The following is a 16,476-nucleotide window of genomic DNA, read 5'->3' on the forward strand; positions in this document are numbered from 1 at the left end:
GGTGATTCCAACCATCTGCTAGCGGTGTGTCACGGAGTTCGAAGAGTGCGCGGAGTTCGCGGAGTTCGCAGAGTTTTGACAGGCGGGAATCCCGAAGAGGCAGGAATCCCGCAGGGTCAGGAATGCGCCTGGCCCTCGGCCACGTCGTAGAGGCCCGGTCCGTCCAGCCAGCGCAGCGTGCCGAGGTCGCGCAGGAGCACCTCGTCCACCTCGTGGGCGAGTGAGACCGCCAGCGGGTAGGTGGAGTCGTCCACGGTGGGGCTGATCGGGTCGCCGGGGTGGACCGCCAGGTGCAGTTCGCGGAAGCTCTCCAGGGCCCTGATGTCGTCCAGCCCCCGGTAGCCGCGCAGGACGCCCCGCACCGGTGACACCAGGCCGGCCCAGGCGACGGACCGGCTCAGCCGGTAGTCCTCCTGGTGGCGCGCCAGGAAGCGGTCGGGTTCGGCGAACGCGTCGACCGTCCAGCTGATCTGGGACTCGCCGGTGGCGAGGTGGGTGCGGCCGGGCAGGTCGAGTCCCGCGATCCGGGCGCCGACCTCGATCACGCACGGGCCCTGCGGGGTCAGCTTGATCTCCACGTGGGCCGGGCCGTTCGCGATGCCCAGGGCGTCCAGGACCCGCAGGCCGTAGTCGACCACCGGCTCCTGCACCTCGCCCCGGCGGGGCAGCAGCTGGCAGGCGACCGCCAGGTCGCGCTTGCCGTTGGCGCTGATCCGGTGCGTCTTCCAGATGTCGCAGACATGGTGGTGGCCGTCCCGGCTGACCGTGTTCAGCAGGTACTCGGCGCCGACCAGGTACTCCTGGGCGACCACGCCGTCGCCGGGCTCGGAGAAGATGTTCTCGCGGCCGGCGAGGGTGCGGTAGGCCCGCACCGACTCCTCGGGGGTGTCGCACCAGAACACGCCGTCGTTGGCGGCGCTGCGCAGCGGCTTGAGGATCGCCCGCCCGCCCGACCGCTCGTGCCAGGAGCGCAGTTGCTCCTCGGAGCGGACCAGGATCTGCTCCGCTCCGCGCAGCCCGCAGGCCTTGATCCGCTCGACCATGGCGTACTTGTCGCGGCGGGCCGGGCTGAGCGCCGTCCCGTTCGTCGGGATCGGGCGGTCGCGGGCGAGCCGCTCGCTCAGCGCGTCGGCGAGTTCCACCCCCAGCTCGCCGCCGGGCAGCACGGCCAGCGGTTCGAAGGGCGCCAGCCGTGCCGCGGTCGCCTCGACGTCCCCGGTGTGCACGAAGTCGGCGAGATACGGATTCGAATCCGGCTTCCCGGCGTAGAGCCGGGGGACTTCGACAGTGCTCTGTACCCTGACCGGTTCTATTCCGCGCTCGAGGAAGGCGGTCGCGAGACGGCGGGACAGGGCGTAGGTGTCGACGAGAATCACACGCCGGGTAGTCAATTGACCGAGCCTCTCTGGCAGCTGGCGATTCGCCTTGGGGATGCAAGCACAGGAGTGACGACCTGTCAACATTCGGTCAACGAGGGCGGATGGCCATCTCGGGTGTTGAGATGTCCCTTCAAAAGCACGTGGTCGGCTTGTACGGTGAGGACGAAGGGACCGCACGTCCGGAACAGCCCTGCCGATGCTCTCGCGGGGCAATACGGCATTCTCGCCGAGTTTCCGGGCCATCCGTTGCGGTGTCCGGTCGGGGGATCGGGGGTATCGAAATCATCACCCAGGCAAGGACTTTCGTTTTACGTCACTTCCGTGGGCTGCCACGGGGATTCTGGGTGGTGTTCGCCGGCCAGCTCGTGAACCGGATCGGCAGTATGGCGGTCCCGTTCCTGGTGCTCTATCTGGGCGATCAGGGCCTGTCCGCGTCGGACGCCGGGACGGTGCTGGCGGCCGTCGGGCTGGGCGGCCTGGTCTCGCAGCCGCTCGGCGGCGTGCTGGCCGACCGGTTCGGCCCCCGGGTGGCCGTGGTCTGCGGGCTCGCGGCCAGTTCGGCGAGCATCGTCGGCCTCGGCCTCGCGCACGGCCTGCCGGCGCTTCTCGCGGCCGCCGTCCTGGTCGGGGTGGTGGCCGACGTCTACCGTCCGGCCGCGGCCGCGCTGGTGGCGGTCCTGGTGCCCGCGCAGTCCCAGCCGCGTGCCTACGGACTGATCTACTGGGCGGTCAACCTGGGGGTGGGTCTCGCCGGGCTGCTGGCGGGCCTGCTGGCCCGGTACGGCTACGGGCTGTTGTTCCTCGCCCAGGCCGCCTCCTCCGCCGCTTTCGCGGTGCTGGTGGCCCTGTTGCTGCCGAAGGGGCCGGCGGCGGCCCTGCCGCGTGCCGTCGCCCGGAAGCACCCCGTCGGGCTGTTCCGGGACCGGCTGCTGCTCGCACTGATCGCGCTCAACGTCGTCAGCGGCCTGATCAACGCGCAGGTCACCGTCGGGCTGCCGCTCGCGATCAAGGACAGCGGCGAGTCCTCCGCCGTCTACGGCGCGGTCTTCCTGGTCAGCGGCGTCCTGATCGGCGTGCTCCAACCGCCGCTGGCCGGCTGGTTGGAACGGTTCGACCGGATCGCGGTGCTCGCGGTGTCCTGGGCCGTCTTCGGACTGGGCATCGCGGCCACCGGTCTGGTGCACACCGCGGCCGGGTACCTGGCCACCGTCGTGGTCTGGACCATCGGCGAGATCGGGGCGGCCGGCTTCGTCGGCTCGATCATCGCGGACCTGGCCCCCACGCACGCCCAGGGCCGCTACCAGGCGGCCTTCGGCTGGTCCTACGCGGCCGCCCAGCTGCTCGGCCCGCCGGCCGGCGCCTATCTCTACGGTTCGGTCGCGCCGTGGGCGCTGTGGTGGTCCTGCGCGCTGCTCGCGCTGGCCGGCGCGGCCGGCGGACTCGCCCTGGTCGGGCCGTTCCGCCGTCGGACCGCGCCCGCCGCCCCCATCCACGTTCTGGAGAACGCACTGTGACGCAACCTCGGCAGGCGTGCGGAACGCTCCCGCACCCCCCGCCCGACGACGACCTGCTGGAGCTCTACCGGCGGATGCGGGTGCTCCGCCGGATGGACGAAGTGCTCGCCGAGCTGGTGGCCGAGCGGCTCGTCACCGGGCCGATGCACCTGGGCATCGGCCAGGAGGCGGCCGGCATCGGCGCCACCGCCGCGCTGCGGCCGGGCGACCTGACCACCGCCACGCACCGCCCGCACGCCCAGTACGTCGGTCTCGGCCTGCCGCTGGGCCGCACCTTCGCGGAGATGATGGGCCGGGCCGACGGCCAGTGCGGCGGCCGGGCCGGGCACATGCTGATCGCCGACGCCGAGCACGGACTGCTCGGCCCCTCCGGCATCGTCGGGCACTCGCTGCTCCTGGCGGTCGGCCACGGCCTGGCCCAGAAGCGGGCCGGCCGGGGCGCCGTCACGCTCTGCGTGACCGGCGACGGCGCGGTCAACTCCGGTGCGTTCAACGAGGCGTTGAACATGGCGGCGCTGTGGCGGCTACCGGTCGTCGTGCTGGTCGAGAACAACGGCTACGGCCTGAGCGTCCGCCTCGACCGGCACTCGCGCCAGACCGAGCTGTACCGGCGGGCGGCCGGCTACGGCATCCCCGGGTACGCGGTGGACGGCAACGACGTGGAGGCGGTGCGCCGGGTGGTCGCGGACGCCGTCGAGGCGGCCCGGCAGGGACGGGGGCCGGCGCTGGTGGAGGCCGTCACCTTCCGCAGGTCCGGCTTCTCCAGCTCCGACCGCGGCGGCTACCGCGACCCGGACGAGGGGACCGGGGCCACCGACCCCCTGGAGCTGGCGGCCGGCCGGCTGCGGGAGCGCGGCGTCCCGTCCGAGCGACTGGCCGAGGTGGACCGGGCGGCGGTGGCGGAGATCGCCGAGGCGGTGGCGTTCGCCAGGGCGAGCCCGTGGCCCGACCCCGACCAGCTCTTCGCGTACGCGTCCAGGTGGGACCAAGGAGCACTGCGGTGACCGGTACGACCACGAGCGCGACCACGGCCGGTTCGCCGGCCACGACCACGTCGCCGGCCACGACCAGGATGACGTACGCGGGGGCGTTGAACGACGCGCTGCGCCGGGAGATGGCCGCCGACGACCGGGTGGTCGTGCTGGGCGAGGACGTCGCCCACTACGGGGGCATCTTCTCCGTGACCCGGGGACTGCTGGAGGAGTTCGGCGCCGACCGGGTCCTGGACACCCCGATCTCCGAGAACGGCATCGTCGGCGCCGCGATGGGCATGGCGATGAGCGGACTGCGGCCGGTGGTCGAGATCATGTACACCGACTTCCTGTGCCTGGCGCTGGACAGCATCGCCAACGGCGTGGCCGCCCTCCCGTTCGCCTACAACGACCAGGTGCGCATGCCGGTCGTGGTGCGCACCCAGGGCGGCGCCGGGATCAACGCCGGCCCGCAGCACTCGAAGTCGCTGGAGGCGTGGACCGCCCACCTGCCCGGGCTCCACACCGTGCTGCCCGCGAGCCCGGCCGACGCCAAGGGCCTGCTCACCGCGGCGCTGCGCTCGGACGAGCCGGTGATCATGGTCGAGCACAAGCTGCTCTACGCGACCGAGGGCGAGGTCCCGACCGGGTCGCACCTGGTGCCGCTGGGTACCGCCGAGGTGGTGCGCCCCGGAAGCGACGTCACGGTGCTCGCGCTGTCCCGGATGGTGCCCGAGGCCCTCGTGGCGGCGGGCCGGCTGGCCGAACAGGGCCTGGACTGCGAGGTGGTGGACGTTCGCTCGCTGCGACCGCTGGACGTGGCCACGCTGGCCGCCTCCGCGCGCCGGACCGGACGGGTGGTGGTCGCGGCCGAGGCCTGGGTCCGGTACGGGCCTTCGGCGGAGATCGCCGCGGCGGTGACCGAGCACGCCTTCGAGGAACTGCGCGCCCCCGTGGTGCGGTTGGGGTCGCTCGGCGTGCCCTACCCGGCTAGCCCGGCGCTGGAGCCGAGTGTCCTGCCGGACTCCGCGGCGATCGTGCGCGCGGTGGAGGACCTCGTCAAGCGGACAGGCTGAGCCGACGAAACCCACGAGCCGACCCAGGAAACACGAGCGGAAAGAGGGGCGCGGGGATGCGCTTTCAGGACAGGTCCGTCCTGGTGACGGGCGGCGGTACCGGGATCGGCCGGGCCGTCGCCGTCGCCTTCGCGGCGGCCGGAGCCCGGGTGACGGTCGCCGGGCGGAGGCCCGGGGCACTGGCCGAGACGGTCTCCGTGATCGAGGCGGCCGGCGGACGGGCGTTCGCCGTGCCGGCCGACGTCACCCGGGAGTCCGACGTCGCCGCACTGGTCGAGGAGGTGGTCGCCCGCGACGGCCGGTTGGACATCGCCTGCAACAGTGCGGGCGTCCCCGGATCGGGGCGGCAGTTGCACGAGTTCGACCTGGAGGACTGGCGTCGGATCACCGACACCAACCTGCAGGGCGTCTGGCTGTCCATGAAGTACGAGATCCAGGCCATGCTCCGGCAGGACGGCGGCGGCGCGGTGGTGAACGTCGCCTCGATCGCCGGCCTGGTCGGCTACCTCAACGCGGCCCCGTACACCGCGGCGAAGCACGGTGTGGTGGGCCTCACCCGCAACAGCGCCATCGACTACGGCCCCCGGGGCATCCGGGTCAACGCGGTCTGCCCCGGGCCGGTGCTGACCCCGATGCTGGAACAGGCCCGCCGCGACCGCGGCCCGAGCGCCGACGAGTTCTACCTGGGCAACATCCCCCTGGGCAGGCTGTGCCGCCCCGAGGAGGTCGCCGCCGCCGTCCTCTGGCTCGCCTCGGACGAGGCGTCCTACATCACCGGCCAGGCACTGGGCGTGGACGGCGGCTGGACCGCGCAGTGACCCGCCGGGCCGGACGGTGGTGGGCCCGCTGCCCTCCCCGTCGGTCCGGCGCTCGCTCCGCGTTCCGGTCCGACCGCTTCACCCGGGCGCGTGCTCAACTCCGGTGGTTCGTCTACCGAAGACCCTGGGGTGGGGGCGGCATCGGACGGCCGTGCCCCGTCCGTGCGAGCAGAGGAGAGCGCGTTGAGCGACGACATCGCCTATGCCAGGATCCATCCCGCGATCGGCATCGCCCGGGTCGGCAACAGCACTCGGGACGACGGCTGGTTCCTCGGCCCGGAGGTGCCGGACCCGCCGGCCGAGCAGCCCGGCTTCTCCAAGGACGACCAGGGCGCGATCAAGCGGCAGGCCGCCCGCTTCCGGATCTACGGCTACGGCGCGGACGGCAGGGTCGTCCGCGAGCTGACGGTCGACGACCCGCGGGTGCGCATCGAGTGGGCGGTGCACGTCGCCAACAAGAAGGCCGCCTGGTACGAGTTCAGCCTCCCGCTCGACATCCCCGACATGAAGGACCAGCCCGAGCCCCGGCGCAACGCGGCCGTCAAGGACCGGGCGAGCCTGGTCATCGACCCCGGCCGCAAGACCCTGGTCGCGGGCAGCAAGCAGGAGGTGGAGTTCACCGGCGGCTCCTTCCTCGGGGCGCCCGTCCCGCTCGGCCGGATGCACTGCGATCCGGACGGCCGGCTGGTCGTGCTCGGCGGCGTCGGCACGTCCCGCAACCCCGAAGGCGGCGAGCTCGTCTCGTACGGCAACAACGACGGCTGGTGCGACGACACCTCCGACGGCCCGGTCACCGCGACCGTGACCATCGACGGCACCGCGCTGCGCGTCGACCCGGCCTGGGTCGTCGTCGCCCCGCCGAACTACGCACCCGACGTCAAGACCGTGCGCACCCTCCACGACCTGCTGTACGACCTCTTCGTCACCGAGGGGACGCTGGCGCCGCCCAAGACCGTCAACTTCGAGCGGGACGTCAAACCGATCCTGCAGCGGTTCTGCGAACTCCAGTGGGTGAACAAGGGGTTCGCCGCCCACTTCGGCTTCGGCGGCCCCCAGGACTTCCTCGCCCCCGACCACCTCGCCAGGCTCGCCGACCCCTCGCCCACGCACGAGGAACTGCGCCGCCAGGTCTACACCGCGCTGCGCGACCCCAAGCGGGACGGCATCTCCCCGATGCCCTGGCCGTGGATCTACGGCGACGGCATGAAGAGCATCCCCACCTCCGTCCTGCAGTACATGACCGTCTCCCCGACCCAGGACGCGATCCTCCTCGCCTGGATGAAGGGCGAGTTCACCACCACGCCGTGGCCGGGCTTCCCCCGGCGCCTGGAGGACGCACCCGTCGCCGACCAGCCCGCCCTGCTGGACCGCGCCGCCCTCGACTTCTGCCTCGCCGACGCCTTCCACCCCGGCTGCGAGGTCACCTGGCCGATCCGGCACCCCACCATGTACGGCGAACCGCTGCGCATCCGCCACCGCGCCGAGGGCACCGCCGAACCGGACTACGGCGACAAGCTCAGCCAGGCCCGGGCGCTCGGTCCGGACGGTCCCCTGCACGAGCAGGGCCCCGGCGACCTGACCCGCTGGATGGCCGTCCCCTGGCAGACCGACACCGCCAGCTGCCGCTCGGGGTACGAAGCCGCCAAGCAGCTCGGCCCCCGCTACGACCCCTACCTGCCCACCTTCTGGCCGGCCCGGGTGCCCAACCACGTCCTCAAGGAGAGCGACTACCGGATCGTCAACAAGGAGATCACCCGGGTCGAGGAGGACGGCCGCGAGGCGGCGTTCGCCAAGCGCGCGTCCTGGCTGCGCGGACTCCAGGGCGACTACAAGCAGCAGCTCAAGCAGGCCGTCGCCGAGTGGTACCACTTCGGCATCGTCGAGGTCCGCCCGTACACCGTCGGCGACGGCCGTTTCCCGGAGCGGATGCAGGTCGAATCCGTACCCGGCTTCCCGCTCGAAGGCGTCTCCGACACCCGCAACCTGAGCGCCATCCACGTCCCCGCCGCGACCGCCGCCCACGACGGCCTGAGCATGCAGGCGGCGGGCGAGGTCCTCGCGCTCACCGGGCTCTCGGCCGAGGAGGTCACCATCGGGTACTTCGACAAGCTCGACCCCTTCGGCGAGGAGGGCGGCGCGTGACGTCGGACCACGACGTCGCGGTGGTGGGCGGCGGACCGGCCGGTGCGGCCGCCGCCCTCGCCCTGGCCGCCCGGGGGCGCAGGGTGCTGCTCGCCCACGCCCCCGGCGGCCCGCCACCGGTCGGCGAGGCGCTGCCGGCGGTCGCCCGGATGCTGCTGCGCGACCTCGGCGTGGCCGACACCGTCCCCGGCACCGGGCACCTGCCCTGCTACGGCAACCGGTCCGCCTGGGGGGCCCAGGACATCGGGACCGTCGACAGCATCAACGACCCGTACGGCCCCGGCTGGCACCTGGACCGCGCACTCTTCGACCGGCGGCTGCGCGCGGCGGCCCGCGCGGTGGGAGTGGACGTCCGCGAGGCGGTGGTGCGCCCCGACGCCCGTCACCAGGACGGCTCGTGGGCCCTCACCCTGGCCGGCCGGACGGTCCGCTGCCGGCACCTCGTCGACGCCACCGGCCGGCGCGCCGCCATCGCCACCACCCACGGCGCCCGACGCGTCCGCGGCGACCGGCTCGTGGCGCTGTACCTCACCCTCGACGCCCGCGACACCGCGGACGCCACCACGCTCGTCGAGGCCGCGCCCGACGGCTGGTGGTACAGCGCGCTGCTGCCCGGCGGCCGGCTGCTGGTCGCCTTCTTCACCGACGCCGACCTGCCCGCCGCCCGCCCGGACAGCCGGTCCTTCGGGCTGCGCCTGGCCGCCACCGGCCCCACCGCGGCCCGTACCGCCGCCCACCGCACGCTCCCCGCACCCGCCAGGGCGCCCGCCCACACCGTCCGCCTGGACCGCGTCCACGGCGACGGCTGGACCGCCGTCGGCGACGCCGCGGCCGCCTTCGACCCGCTGTCCTCCCAGGGCATCCTGACGGCCCTGTACACCGGTCAGGCCGCCGGAGCCGCCGTGCACGGCCACCTCGACGGCGACCCGCACGCGCTGGATGGCTACACCGATGTCGTCACGGCCGTCACCGCCGCCTACCGGCGCCACCACGCGGCCTACTACGCCCTCGAACAGCGGTGGCCGGACAGCCCGTTCTGGCAGCGGCGCCAATCGGGAGCCGCTCCTCGCGTGGCGGTGCAGGTATACCCCAAGTAAGTGAAAACAAAAGGAAGTTGCGATTTCGATCGCGTTGGCCTTGCATGTGCATGACGCCCAGGCTCGCGGTAAGGCTGTTGTCTGATTCGACGACCTCCTCCGCCGGGAGAAGGAACCGACGGCGGCCCACCCGGCCTGACGGCCCGACGGCCGGCCCGCCCGGCTCAGGGGCGGGCCGGCCGGGCGCCCACGACGAACCACCGGGCCGGGAGGTCGATCCGGTGGCCGTCGGGGGCGGACTCCGTGGTGATCAGCGGCAGGTCGCCGGCGGCGAGCACGGCGAGGCCGGCCGTGTCGAGGAGCTCGGGGAGGGCCGTGTCGGCGACCTCGGCAGGGGCGAGGCCGTGGGCGAAGACCGGGCGCAGCTTCGGTGGCGGCCCGGCCGGGTGGTGGGCGAGGTCGGCCAGGACCTGCTTGGCCGCCTCGGCGAGCTCGACGAGGAAGGCCCGGCCGCGTGCGCCGACCAGCGTGGCGACGGCGTCGGCGACCAGGCGGCGGTCGGCCGGTTCGCTCTGGTGGATCACACCGCGCAGATAGACGTTGGCGTCGCCGAGGCGGTCGTGGAGCGCCCGGACGGCCTCGGCGTCGGTGGCGTCCAGCGCCGCGAACTCGGCCCGCGTCGCCGGATCCCGGCGCCGGGCCAGGTCGAGGGCGGCGGCGGACAGGTCGACCCCGAGGACGCGGTCGAAGTGGCCGGCCAGGAAGCGGGTCTGGGTGCCGTTGCCGCAGCCCAGGTCGACCACGGGCAGCCCCGGGTCGGTGACGTAGGGGGCGAACAGCGCGAGGTGGCGTTCCGCCGTGAGGGCCGGCTCCGCGTCCCAGATCACCGAGCCCGGCTCCTCGGGCGCACCGCGCCAGAAGCCCTCCCAGGCGTCCCGGTACCGACTCGTCACGCTCATGGCCGGGGACCTCCTGGTGTCACACACAGTGTCGGGACCGTGTCTATCGGTCCCGGGCCCGGGCGGCAAGCACCGGTCGGCGCAACACGGCCTCCCGGCGCAAAGCCGGCCCCCGGCGTCACACGGGCTCAGGCCCCGGCCCCGGCCCTGGCCTGGCGCAGCAGGTACGTTCCGGACACGGCGGCCAGGGCGGCCATGCAGGCGGCGAAGACCAGGCCGGCATGCGCCAGGCCGACCGGCCCGGTGAGCAGGCCCACGCCGATGACCGGGATCGAGATGCCGAAGTAGGCGACCACGAACAGCGCCGACAGGGCCCCGCCGCGGTGCTCGGCGGGGCTCGCCGCGGCGACCTCGCCGACGGCGCCGCGCAGGCCCATGCCCTGGCCCGCGCCGCCGACCAGGGCGCTGAGCACCAGCGGCGGGAGGGTGGTCCAGGCGAGGGAGACGGCCAGCAGGGCGAGCCCGACGATGAGCACCAGGCAGCCCAGCGGGATCGCCCGGGCCGTGCCGAGACGGGGCACCAGGAGCTGGCCCAGGGTGGAGGCGAAGAAGGCCGTGAAGACGATCAGGCCGACGACCGCGTGGTTGTGGATGCCCAGGCCGGCGGCGAGGAAGGCCGGGCTGACCGAGGTGAAGACGCCCAGCAGGGAGAAGCCCGCGAACGCGGCGAGCCCGGCCGGGACGAACACCCGGCGGACCTCCGGCGGCAGGGACGGCCGGTTGGGCCGGGCGGTGCGCAGCGGGCGGGCCCCGGCGACCGTCTCCGGCAGGAACAGGGTGAGGACGAACGACGTGGCGAGCAGCACCAGGTGCACGACGAACGGCAGGACCAGCGGGTCGGGCGCGTACTCGGCGAGCACGCCGGACAGCAGCGATCCGCAGCCGAGGCCGCCCATGTTGGCGGCGGTCGCGGCGAAGCCCGCGCGGGCAGTCCGCCCGGGCGGGGCGAGCTCCAGCACGTACGCGGTGCCGGTGCCGGTGAACAGGCCCGCCGAGAAGCCGGACAGCAGCCGGCCCAGGAGCAGCAGCGGCACGCTGTCCGCCGCCAGGAAGACGACGGCGCTGCAGGCCGCGAACCCGAGTCCGAAGAGCAGGACGACGCGGCGCCCGATGGTGTCGGAGACGTTGCCGACCAGCAGCAGGACGCCGATGACGCCGAAGGCGTACACGGCGAACACGACCGTCACCGTCAGCTCGGAGAAGCCGATCTCGTCCTGGTACAGCCCGTAGAGCGGGGTGGGCAGTGTGGTGCCCGCCATGCAGACGGCGAAGGCGGCGGCGGCCACGAGGTAGCCGAAGCGGCCCGCGGCAGGCCGGGCGGTCCGACGATCGGTCATTCGCCCACGATAGGCACGCCGCCCGGCCGGGCCCGCGCGGTGCGGGGGCGCGCTGCGCCGAATGGCCGCCGCCCGCCGCCCCGCCGGCGTCGGTGGCGGTGGCGGCGGGGCGGGGGGTAGCCGGATCAGTAGGTGACGATGCCCGGGTCCGAGAGGCCGGGGGCGCCGGTCTCGACGTGGCCGGCCAGGCGGCGGACGAAGTCGGCGGTCGCCGCGGAGGTGACGGTGACGTCGTACCAGTGGCGGCAGCCGCCGAGGTCGACGGTGTACGCGAGCGTCGCGCCCCGGCGGACGGTGACGGTCTGCGGGGTGCCGCCGTAGGCGTTGCTGACGGTGAGGACGACGTCGGCGGCGCCCGCGTTGGTCAGGGTGAGGTCGAGGTTGCCGGTGGTCGGGTTGTGCCGCGCGGTGACCTCGGGCCCGGCGGTCTTGCCGGGGTTGCGGAAGCGGCGCAGGAAGCCGTTGGGGCCGTGGACGGTCAGGTCGGTGACGCCCTTGGAGTAGCTGGTGTTCCAGGTGTCCGTGATCGACTTGCCCGCCTCCGCGGTGTAGGTCCACGGCCCGTCGGTGCGGTTGGGCGAGGTCACCAGGAACTGGGCGCCGGCCGCCGCGCCGCCGCTGAGGGTGAGGCGGAACCTGCCGGTGCCGGTGTCGGCCGCGCCGTCCGCGTACGGGGCGTACTTGAGCGGGCGGGTGGGCTTGGTGCCGGGCTCCTGCTTCGGCATGGTGCCGGTGGCGGGCGGGCTGGGCACGTAGTCGGGGTGCCGGTTGCGGTCCGGCGGGAGGTAGCCGGCCGTGGAGGGCAGCGCGGCCGGGGCGGGGTTCGACGCGGTGAAGTCGAAGGCGGAGGTCAGGTCGCCGCAGATGGCGCGCCGCCAGGGCGAGATGTTGGGCTCCAGCACGCCGAAGCGGCGCTCCATGAAGCGGATGATCGAGGTGTGGTCGAAGGTCTCCGAGCAGGCGTAGCCGCCGGTGCTCCAGGGCGAGACCACCAGCATCGGCACCCGCTGGCCGAGGCCGTACGGACCGGCCGCGTTGGCGGCGTTCCCGGCGAAGTAGTCGGCCGTGGTCGACACCGTCGAGAGGCCCTGGGAGGCGGAGGAGGGCGGGAACGGCGGCACGACGTGGTCGAAGAAGCCGTCGTTCTCGTCGTAGGTGATGAACAGCGCCGTGCGGGCCCACACGTCGGGGTTGGAGGTGAGCGCGTCCAGCACCTGGGAGACGTACCAGGCGCCGTAGTTCGCCGGCCAGTTGGGGTGCTCGGTGAACGCTTCGGGGGCGGCGATCCAGGAGATCTGCGGCAGCGTGCCGGCCTGGACGTCGCGGCGCAGTACGTCGAACAGGCCGTCGCCCGCCTTGGCGTCGGTGCCGGTGCGGGCCTTGTCGTACAGCGGGTCGCCGGGCTTGGCGTTGCGGTAGTTGTCGAAGTAGAGCAGCGAGTTGTCGCCGTAGTTGCCGCGGTAGGCGTCGCCTATCCAGCCCCAGGAGCCTGCCGCGTCCAGGCCGTCGCCGATGTCCTGGTAGACCTTCCAGGAGACCCCGGCCTTCTCCAGCCGCTCGGGGTAGGTGGTCCAGCCGTACCCGGCCTCCTGGTTGCCGAGGACCGGGCCGCCGCCGGTGCCGTCGTTGCCGGTGTAGCCGGTCCACATGTAGTAGCGGTTCGGGTCGGTGGAGCCGATGAACGAGCAGTGGTAGGCGTCGCAGAGGGTGAACGCGTCGGCGAGCGCGTAGTGGAACGGGATGTCCTGGCGGGTCAGGTAGGCCATGGTGGTGGCCGTCTTGGCGGGGACCCACTGGTCGTACCTGCCGTTGTTGAAGGCCTTGTGGCCACCGGCCCAGTCGTGGTTGAGGTCCTGGACGAACTGCATGCCCAGGTCGTTCACCTGGGGGCGGAACGGCAGCACCTCCTTCTTGGCGCTGTCCGTCTGGTGCCACACCGACTTGCCGCTCGGCAGGGTCACCGGGCGGGGGTCGCCGAAGCCGCGGACCCCCTTCATCGCGCCGAAGTAGTGGTCGAACGAACGGTTCTCCTGCATCAGGACGACGATGTGCTCGACGTCCCGGAGGGTGCCGGTGGCGCCTTGCGGGGCGATCGCCGCGGCCCGCGCGATGCTCTGCGACAGCGTGGTGAACGCGGCTGTGGTGCCCGCGAGTTGGAGGAAACGTCGACGGTTCAGCTCTGCCATGGGTGGAATGACCTCTGGGTGTCGCGAGGGTGGAGGACGGCACCCCAAGGACAGCGCCCGTGGGGTACCGCCCGGCGGACCGTTCATGGCTGCCCGTTGTACGTCCGGCGAACGCCTCGAGTTGTCTGAACACGTTCCGTCAGCGGCCCTCCGTGCCGGGAGTCGCGGCGCGTCGCCGGGTGTGGTCGGAGCCACACCCAGTGTGGTCACAGCAGGTCCTGGCGGGCATTAGCCTTGGGTCCCCGGGGCGGGCGGTCCGTCCGACCGACCCGAGGGGAACGAAGAGTGGTGCACGACAGCCGGGTCCCGGCCGTGGTCGGGCGGCAGCGGGAGACGGAACTGCTCACCGCCGCCCTGGTGCAGGCCGAGGACGGCGCGAGCGGGTCCACGGTGCTGCTGCGCGGCGAGCCCGGCGTCGGCAAGTCCACCCTGCTGTCCTGGGTGGAGCGCGCCGCGCGCGAACGGGGCTTCACCGTCCTGCGGGCCGTCGGCGCCGAGGCGGAGACGGACCTCGCGTTCGGCGCCCTGCACCAGGCCTTCCGGTCACTGCTCCAGCGCTCCGGCGCCCTCTCCGACCACCAGCGGGAGGCCCTGGAGAGCGCGCTCGGCGTCCGCTCCGGAACCCCCAGCGGCTTCGCCGTCGGCGCCGCCGCCCTGGCACTGCTGGAGGAGGCGATGCGGACCGCCCCCGTGCTGCTGCTCCTGGACGACCTGCACTGGATCGACTCGTCGAGCGCGACCGTCTTCGCCTTCCTCCACCGGCGCTGCGCCGAACTGCCGATGGTGATCGTCGGCGCCAGCCGCCCGGACGGACCGGCCGCGCAGACCTGGTCGGCCGAGGCCGTCGAGGTCCGCGCCCTGCCCCGCCCGGACGCGGCCCTGCTGCTGGGCACCTGCCACCCCGAACTCGCCGCGGCCGCCCGGGACCGGGTCCTGGCGGAGGCCGCCGGGAACCCCCTGGCGCTGGTGGAACTGCCGCGCCAACTCGCCGCCGCCCAGCAGCGGGGCACCGCGCCGCTGCCGGAACGGCTGCCGCTGGGGCGCAAGCTCGAGCGGATGTTCGCCGACCGGCTGGGCGCGATGACGCCCGAGGTCGGCCGCTTCCTGCTGCTCGGCGCCCTGGCCACCGGCCCGGAGTTCAGCAGCGGCGCCTGGCTGCGCGCCGTCGCCGACGGGAACGCGCAGGAGGCCCTGGCCCGGATCGAGGCGGACGGCCTGGCCCGGCTGGACCCGGCCGGACAGCTGGTCTTCCGGCACCCCCTGGTCCGCACCGCCGTCGTCGCCGCGGCCTCCGACACCGCGCGCCGCGAGGCCCACCGGGCCCTGTCCGAAGCCCTCGCGCCGGACGACCCGAGGCGACTGGTCCACGAGGCGTCCGCCGCGCTGCTGCCCGACGAGGACCTCGCCCACCGCCTTCAGGAGGCCGGCCGGGAGCTCGCCCGCCGGGGCGGCGACGCCGAGGGTGCGCTGCTGCTCGAACGCGCCGCCGTCCTCAGCCCCAGCTCCTGCGACCGCGTCCGCAGGCTCACCTGGGCCGCGGTGATGTCGGCGCGCGGCGGGCAACTGCGCCACACCGCGTCCCTGGTGGAGGAACTGAAGACCGTCACCGTGCCGGATGACGTCGCCCCGCTGTTCGCGTACGCGGTGGTCTACGCCGACCAGAGTCACCACGTCGACTTCGAGTCCTCCGCCGCCCTGCTGCCCGCGGCCCTCGACGCGCTCACCGCACCGGGCGCCGACACCTTCGGCGGGATCACCGAACAGGCCTACTTCAAACTGCTCCTGGCCGCCACCTACACGGACGACCCGTGGGCCTGGCGGGCCCTGGAACGGCACCGGGACGAGGTCTCCGAGGCGGGCCGGCTGTGCCTGCGGGCCTGGACCGACCCGGGCCCGGACGCGGCCGCCACCCTGCGGGCCGTCGCCGAGCGGATGACGGAGGAACAGGAGGCCGGCGCCGCCTGGCTGCTGCTGTGGACCGCCTCGGCCCTCGACTGCCCCGAGGGCTCCCTGTGGCAGCGCTTCACCGGGCTGCACGGCTACGCCTCCCAGGGCTCGATCGCCAAGGCCAAATGCCACCAGGACTTCCTGCTCGGCCACTGGGACCAGGCCGCCGTCTGCCTGCGCGAAGCCGAGATCGCCGACGAACTCGGTTACCACACCAACGCGTTGATGTTCCGCCAGTACTACGCCCACTTCCTGGCCGGCCGTGGCGACGAGGCCGGGCTCCGGGAGGTCGAGCAGGCCATCCGGCCCACCGCCACCCGCGCCCGGATGCGGTACGTCCTCGACCGACTGACCCACCTGCGCGGACTGGCCGCGCTCGCCCACGGGCGCCACGAGGAGGCGTACGCCCACTTCTCCGAGCTCACCCCGCCCGGGCGGCTGCCCGGCGGCCCGCCCTGGCGCCATGCCCTGGTCCTCGACCTGGTCACGGCCGCCGTGCACACCGGCCGGCACGAGGAGGCCCGGGCCCACCTCGCCGCCGGCCGGGCGGCCCATTCCGCGGAGATCTCCGACCGCCACGCCTTCCTGTGCGCGGCCGCCACCGCCGTGGCCGCCGGGGACGACGAAGCCGACGCCGGCTACCGCGCCGCGTACGCCGTCCCCGGCGCGGAGCAGTGGGCGTTCGACCTCGCCCGGCTGCGGCTCGCCCACGGCTCGTGGCTGCGCCGCCGCCACCGGCCCGGCGCCCGGGAACCGCTGCGCGCCGCCCACCACGTGTTCCGCCGTCTCCAGGCGGACCCCTGGGCCCAGCGCTGCGAGGAGGAGCTGCGGGCCGCCGGCGACCCGGTGGCACCGCCGCCCGGCGCACCGGCCGCGGAATCGCCCGGTCTCACCGGCCAGGAGCTGCGGATAGCCCGGCTCGCCGCGACCGGGCTGACCAACAAGGAGATCGGCCGCCGGCTCCTGCTGTCGCCCCGCACCGTCGCGGCCCACCTCTACAAGATCTTCCCGAAGCTCGGCATCACCTCGCGGGCCGCGCTCGCCCACGCCCTCGACAACGCCACTGACCTGCGCTGACGTCCTTCCCGGCGGTCGCTGCCCGGCCGCGCG

Annotated in this window: 11 protein-coding genes; 7 read left to right on the forward strand and 4 right to left on the reverse strand. The window is 73.8% G+C overall.

Annotated elements, in window-relative coordinates:
* Nucleotides 1-116 precede the first annotated feature (116 nt).
* Complete coding sequence (locus ACZ52J_RS12250; RefSeq protein ID WP_465617969.1) at nt 117-1,391, reverse strand: ATP-grasp domain-containing protein; 1,275 nt, start codon at nt 1,389-1,391, stop codon at nt 117-119.
* A gap of 110 nt (nt 1,392-1,501) precedes the next feature.
* On the opposite strand from ACZ52J_RS12250, the gene ACZ52J_RS12255 reads away from it, so the two are divergent.
* The 6 genes from ACZ52J_RS12255 to ACZ52J_RS12280 all read left to right on the forward strand — a co-directional run bounded on the left by ACZ52J_RS12255 (nt 1,502) and on the right by ACZ52J_RS12280 (nt 8,997).
* Nucleotides 1,502-2,893 (forward strand): MFS transporter, encoded by a 1,392-nt coding sequence (locus ACZ52J_RS12255; RefSeq protein ID WP_465618263.1) that lies wholly within the window; start codon nt 1,502-1,504, stop codon nt 2,891-2,893.
* Nucleotides 2,890-3,897: a thiamine pyrophosphate-dependent dehydrogenase E1 component subunit alpha gene (locus ACZ52J_RS12260; RefSeq protein ID WP_465617971.1), complete on the forward strand. Its 1,008-nt coding sequence runs from the start codon at nt 2,890-2,892 to the stop codon at nt 3,895-3,897. The genes ACZ52J_RS12255 and ACZ52J_RS12260 overlap by 4 nt, the downstream gene beginning before the upstream one ends.
* Complete coding sequence (locus ACZ52J_RS12265) at nt 3,894-4,940, forward strand: alpha-ketoacid dehydrogenase subunit beta (protein WP_465617973.1); 1,047 nt, start codon at nt 3,894-3,896, stop codon at nt 4,938-4,940. Before ACZ52J_RS12260 ends, ACZ52J_RS12265 begins: the two co-directional genes overlap by 4 nt.
* Nucleotides 4,941-4,996: 56 nt before the next feature.
* Nucleotides 4,997-5,758 carry an SDR family NAD(P)-dependent oxidoreductase gene (locus ACZ52J_RS12270; protein WP_465617974.1) on the forward strand — a complete coding sequence of 254 codons (762 nt, stop codon included), beginning with the start codon at nt 4,997-4,999 and terminating at the stop codon, nt 5,756-5,758.
* A 183-nt stretch (nt 5,759-5,941) separates the two neighbouring features.
* Entirely contained in the window at nt 5,942-7,900 is a 1,959-nt protein-coding gene (locus ACZ52J_RS12275; protein WP_465617976.1) for a LodA/GoxA family CTQ-dependent oxidase, read from the forward strand.
* Nucleotides 7,897-8,997: a tryptophan 7-halogenase gene (locus tag ACZ52J_RS12280; RefSeq protein WP_465617978.1), complete on the forward strand. Its 1,101-nt coding sequence runs from the start codon at nt 7,897-7,899 to the stop codon at nt 8,995-8,997. Before ACZ52J_RS12275 ends, ACZ52J_RS12280 begins: the two co-directional genes overlap by 4 nt.
* A gap of 164 nt (nt 8,998-9,161) precedes the next feature.
* Here the strand turns inward: ACZ52J_RS12280 and ACZ52J_RS12285 are convergent, their stop codons facing one another.
* From ACZ52J_RS12285 to ACZ52J_RS12295, 3 genes are all read right to left on the reverse strand, one after another.
* Nucleotides 9,162-9,896 carry a class I SAM-dependent methyltransferase gene (locus ACZ52J_RS12285; protein ID WP_465617980.1) on the reverse strand — a complete coding sequence of 245 codons (735 nt, stop codon included), beginning with the start codon at nt 9,894-9,896 and terminating at the stop codon, nt 9,162-9,164.
* Nucleotides 9,897-10,024: 128 nt separating this feature from the next.
* Entirely contained in the window at nt 10,025-11,233 is a 1,209-nt protein-coding gene (locus tag ACZ52J_RS12290; RefSeq protein WP_465617982.1) for an MFS transporter, read from the reverse strand.
* Between the two features lie 125 nt (nt 11,234-11,358).
* Nucleotides 11,359-13,419, reverse strand: a complete 2,061-nt coding sequence (locus ACZ52J_RS12295) for a phosphocholine-specific phospholipase C (RefSeq protein WP_465617984.1) — start codon at nt 13,417-13,419, stop codon at nt 11,359-11,361.
* Between the two features lie 285 nt (nt 13,420-13,704).
* Here ACZ52J_RS12295 and ACZ52J_RS12300 point away from each other — a divergent pair, with 285 nt between their 5' ends.
* Nucleotides 13,705-16,443, forward strand: a complete 2,739-nt coding sequence (locus tag ACZ52J_RS12300) for an ATP-binding protein (protein WP_465617986.1) — start codon at nt 13,705-13,707, stop codon at nt 16,441-16,443.
* The last annotated feature ends 33 nt before the right edge of the window (nt 16,444-16,476 follow it).

The sequence above is a fragment of the Kitasatospora sp. NPDC034035 genome, assembly GCF_055575755.1.

Coding starts and splice junctions, on each gene's coding strand:
- ACZ52J_RS12285 (WP_465617980.1), bottom strand. CDS start 9,896: ATGAGCGTGACGAGTCGGTACCGGGACGCCTGGGAGGGCTTCTGGCGC.
- ACZ52J_RS12290 (WP_465617982.1), bottom strand. CDS start 11,233: ATGACCGATCGTCGGACCGCCCGGCCTGCCGCGGGCCGCTTCGGCTAC.
- ACZ52J_RS12270 (WP_465617974.1), top strand. CDS start 4,997: ATGCGCTTTCAGGACAGGTCCGTCCTGGTGACGGGCGGCGGTACCGGG.
- ACZ52J_RS12295 (WP_465617984.1), bottom strand. CDS start 13,419: ATGGCAGAGCTGAACCGTCGACGTTTCCTCCAACTCGCGGGCACCACA.
- ACZ52J_RS12255 (WP_465618263.1), top strand. CDS start 1,502: ATGTCCCTTCAAAAGCACGTGGTCGGCTTGTACGGTGAGGACGAAGGG.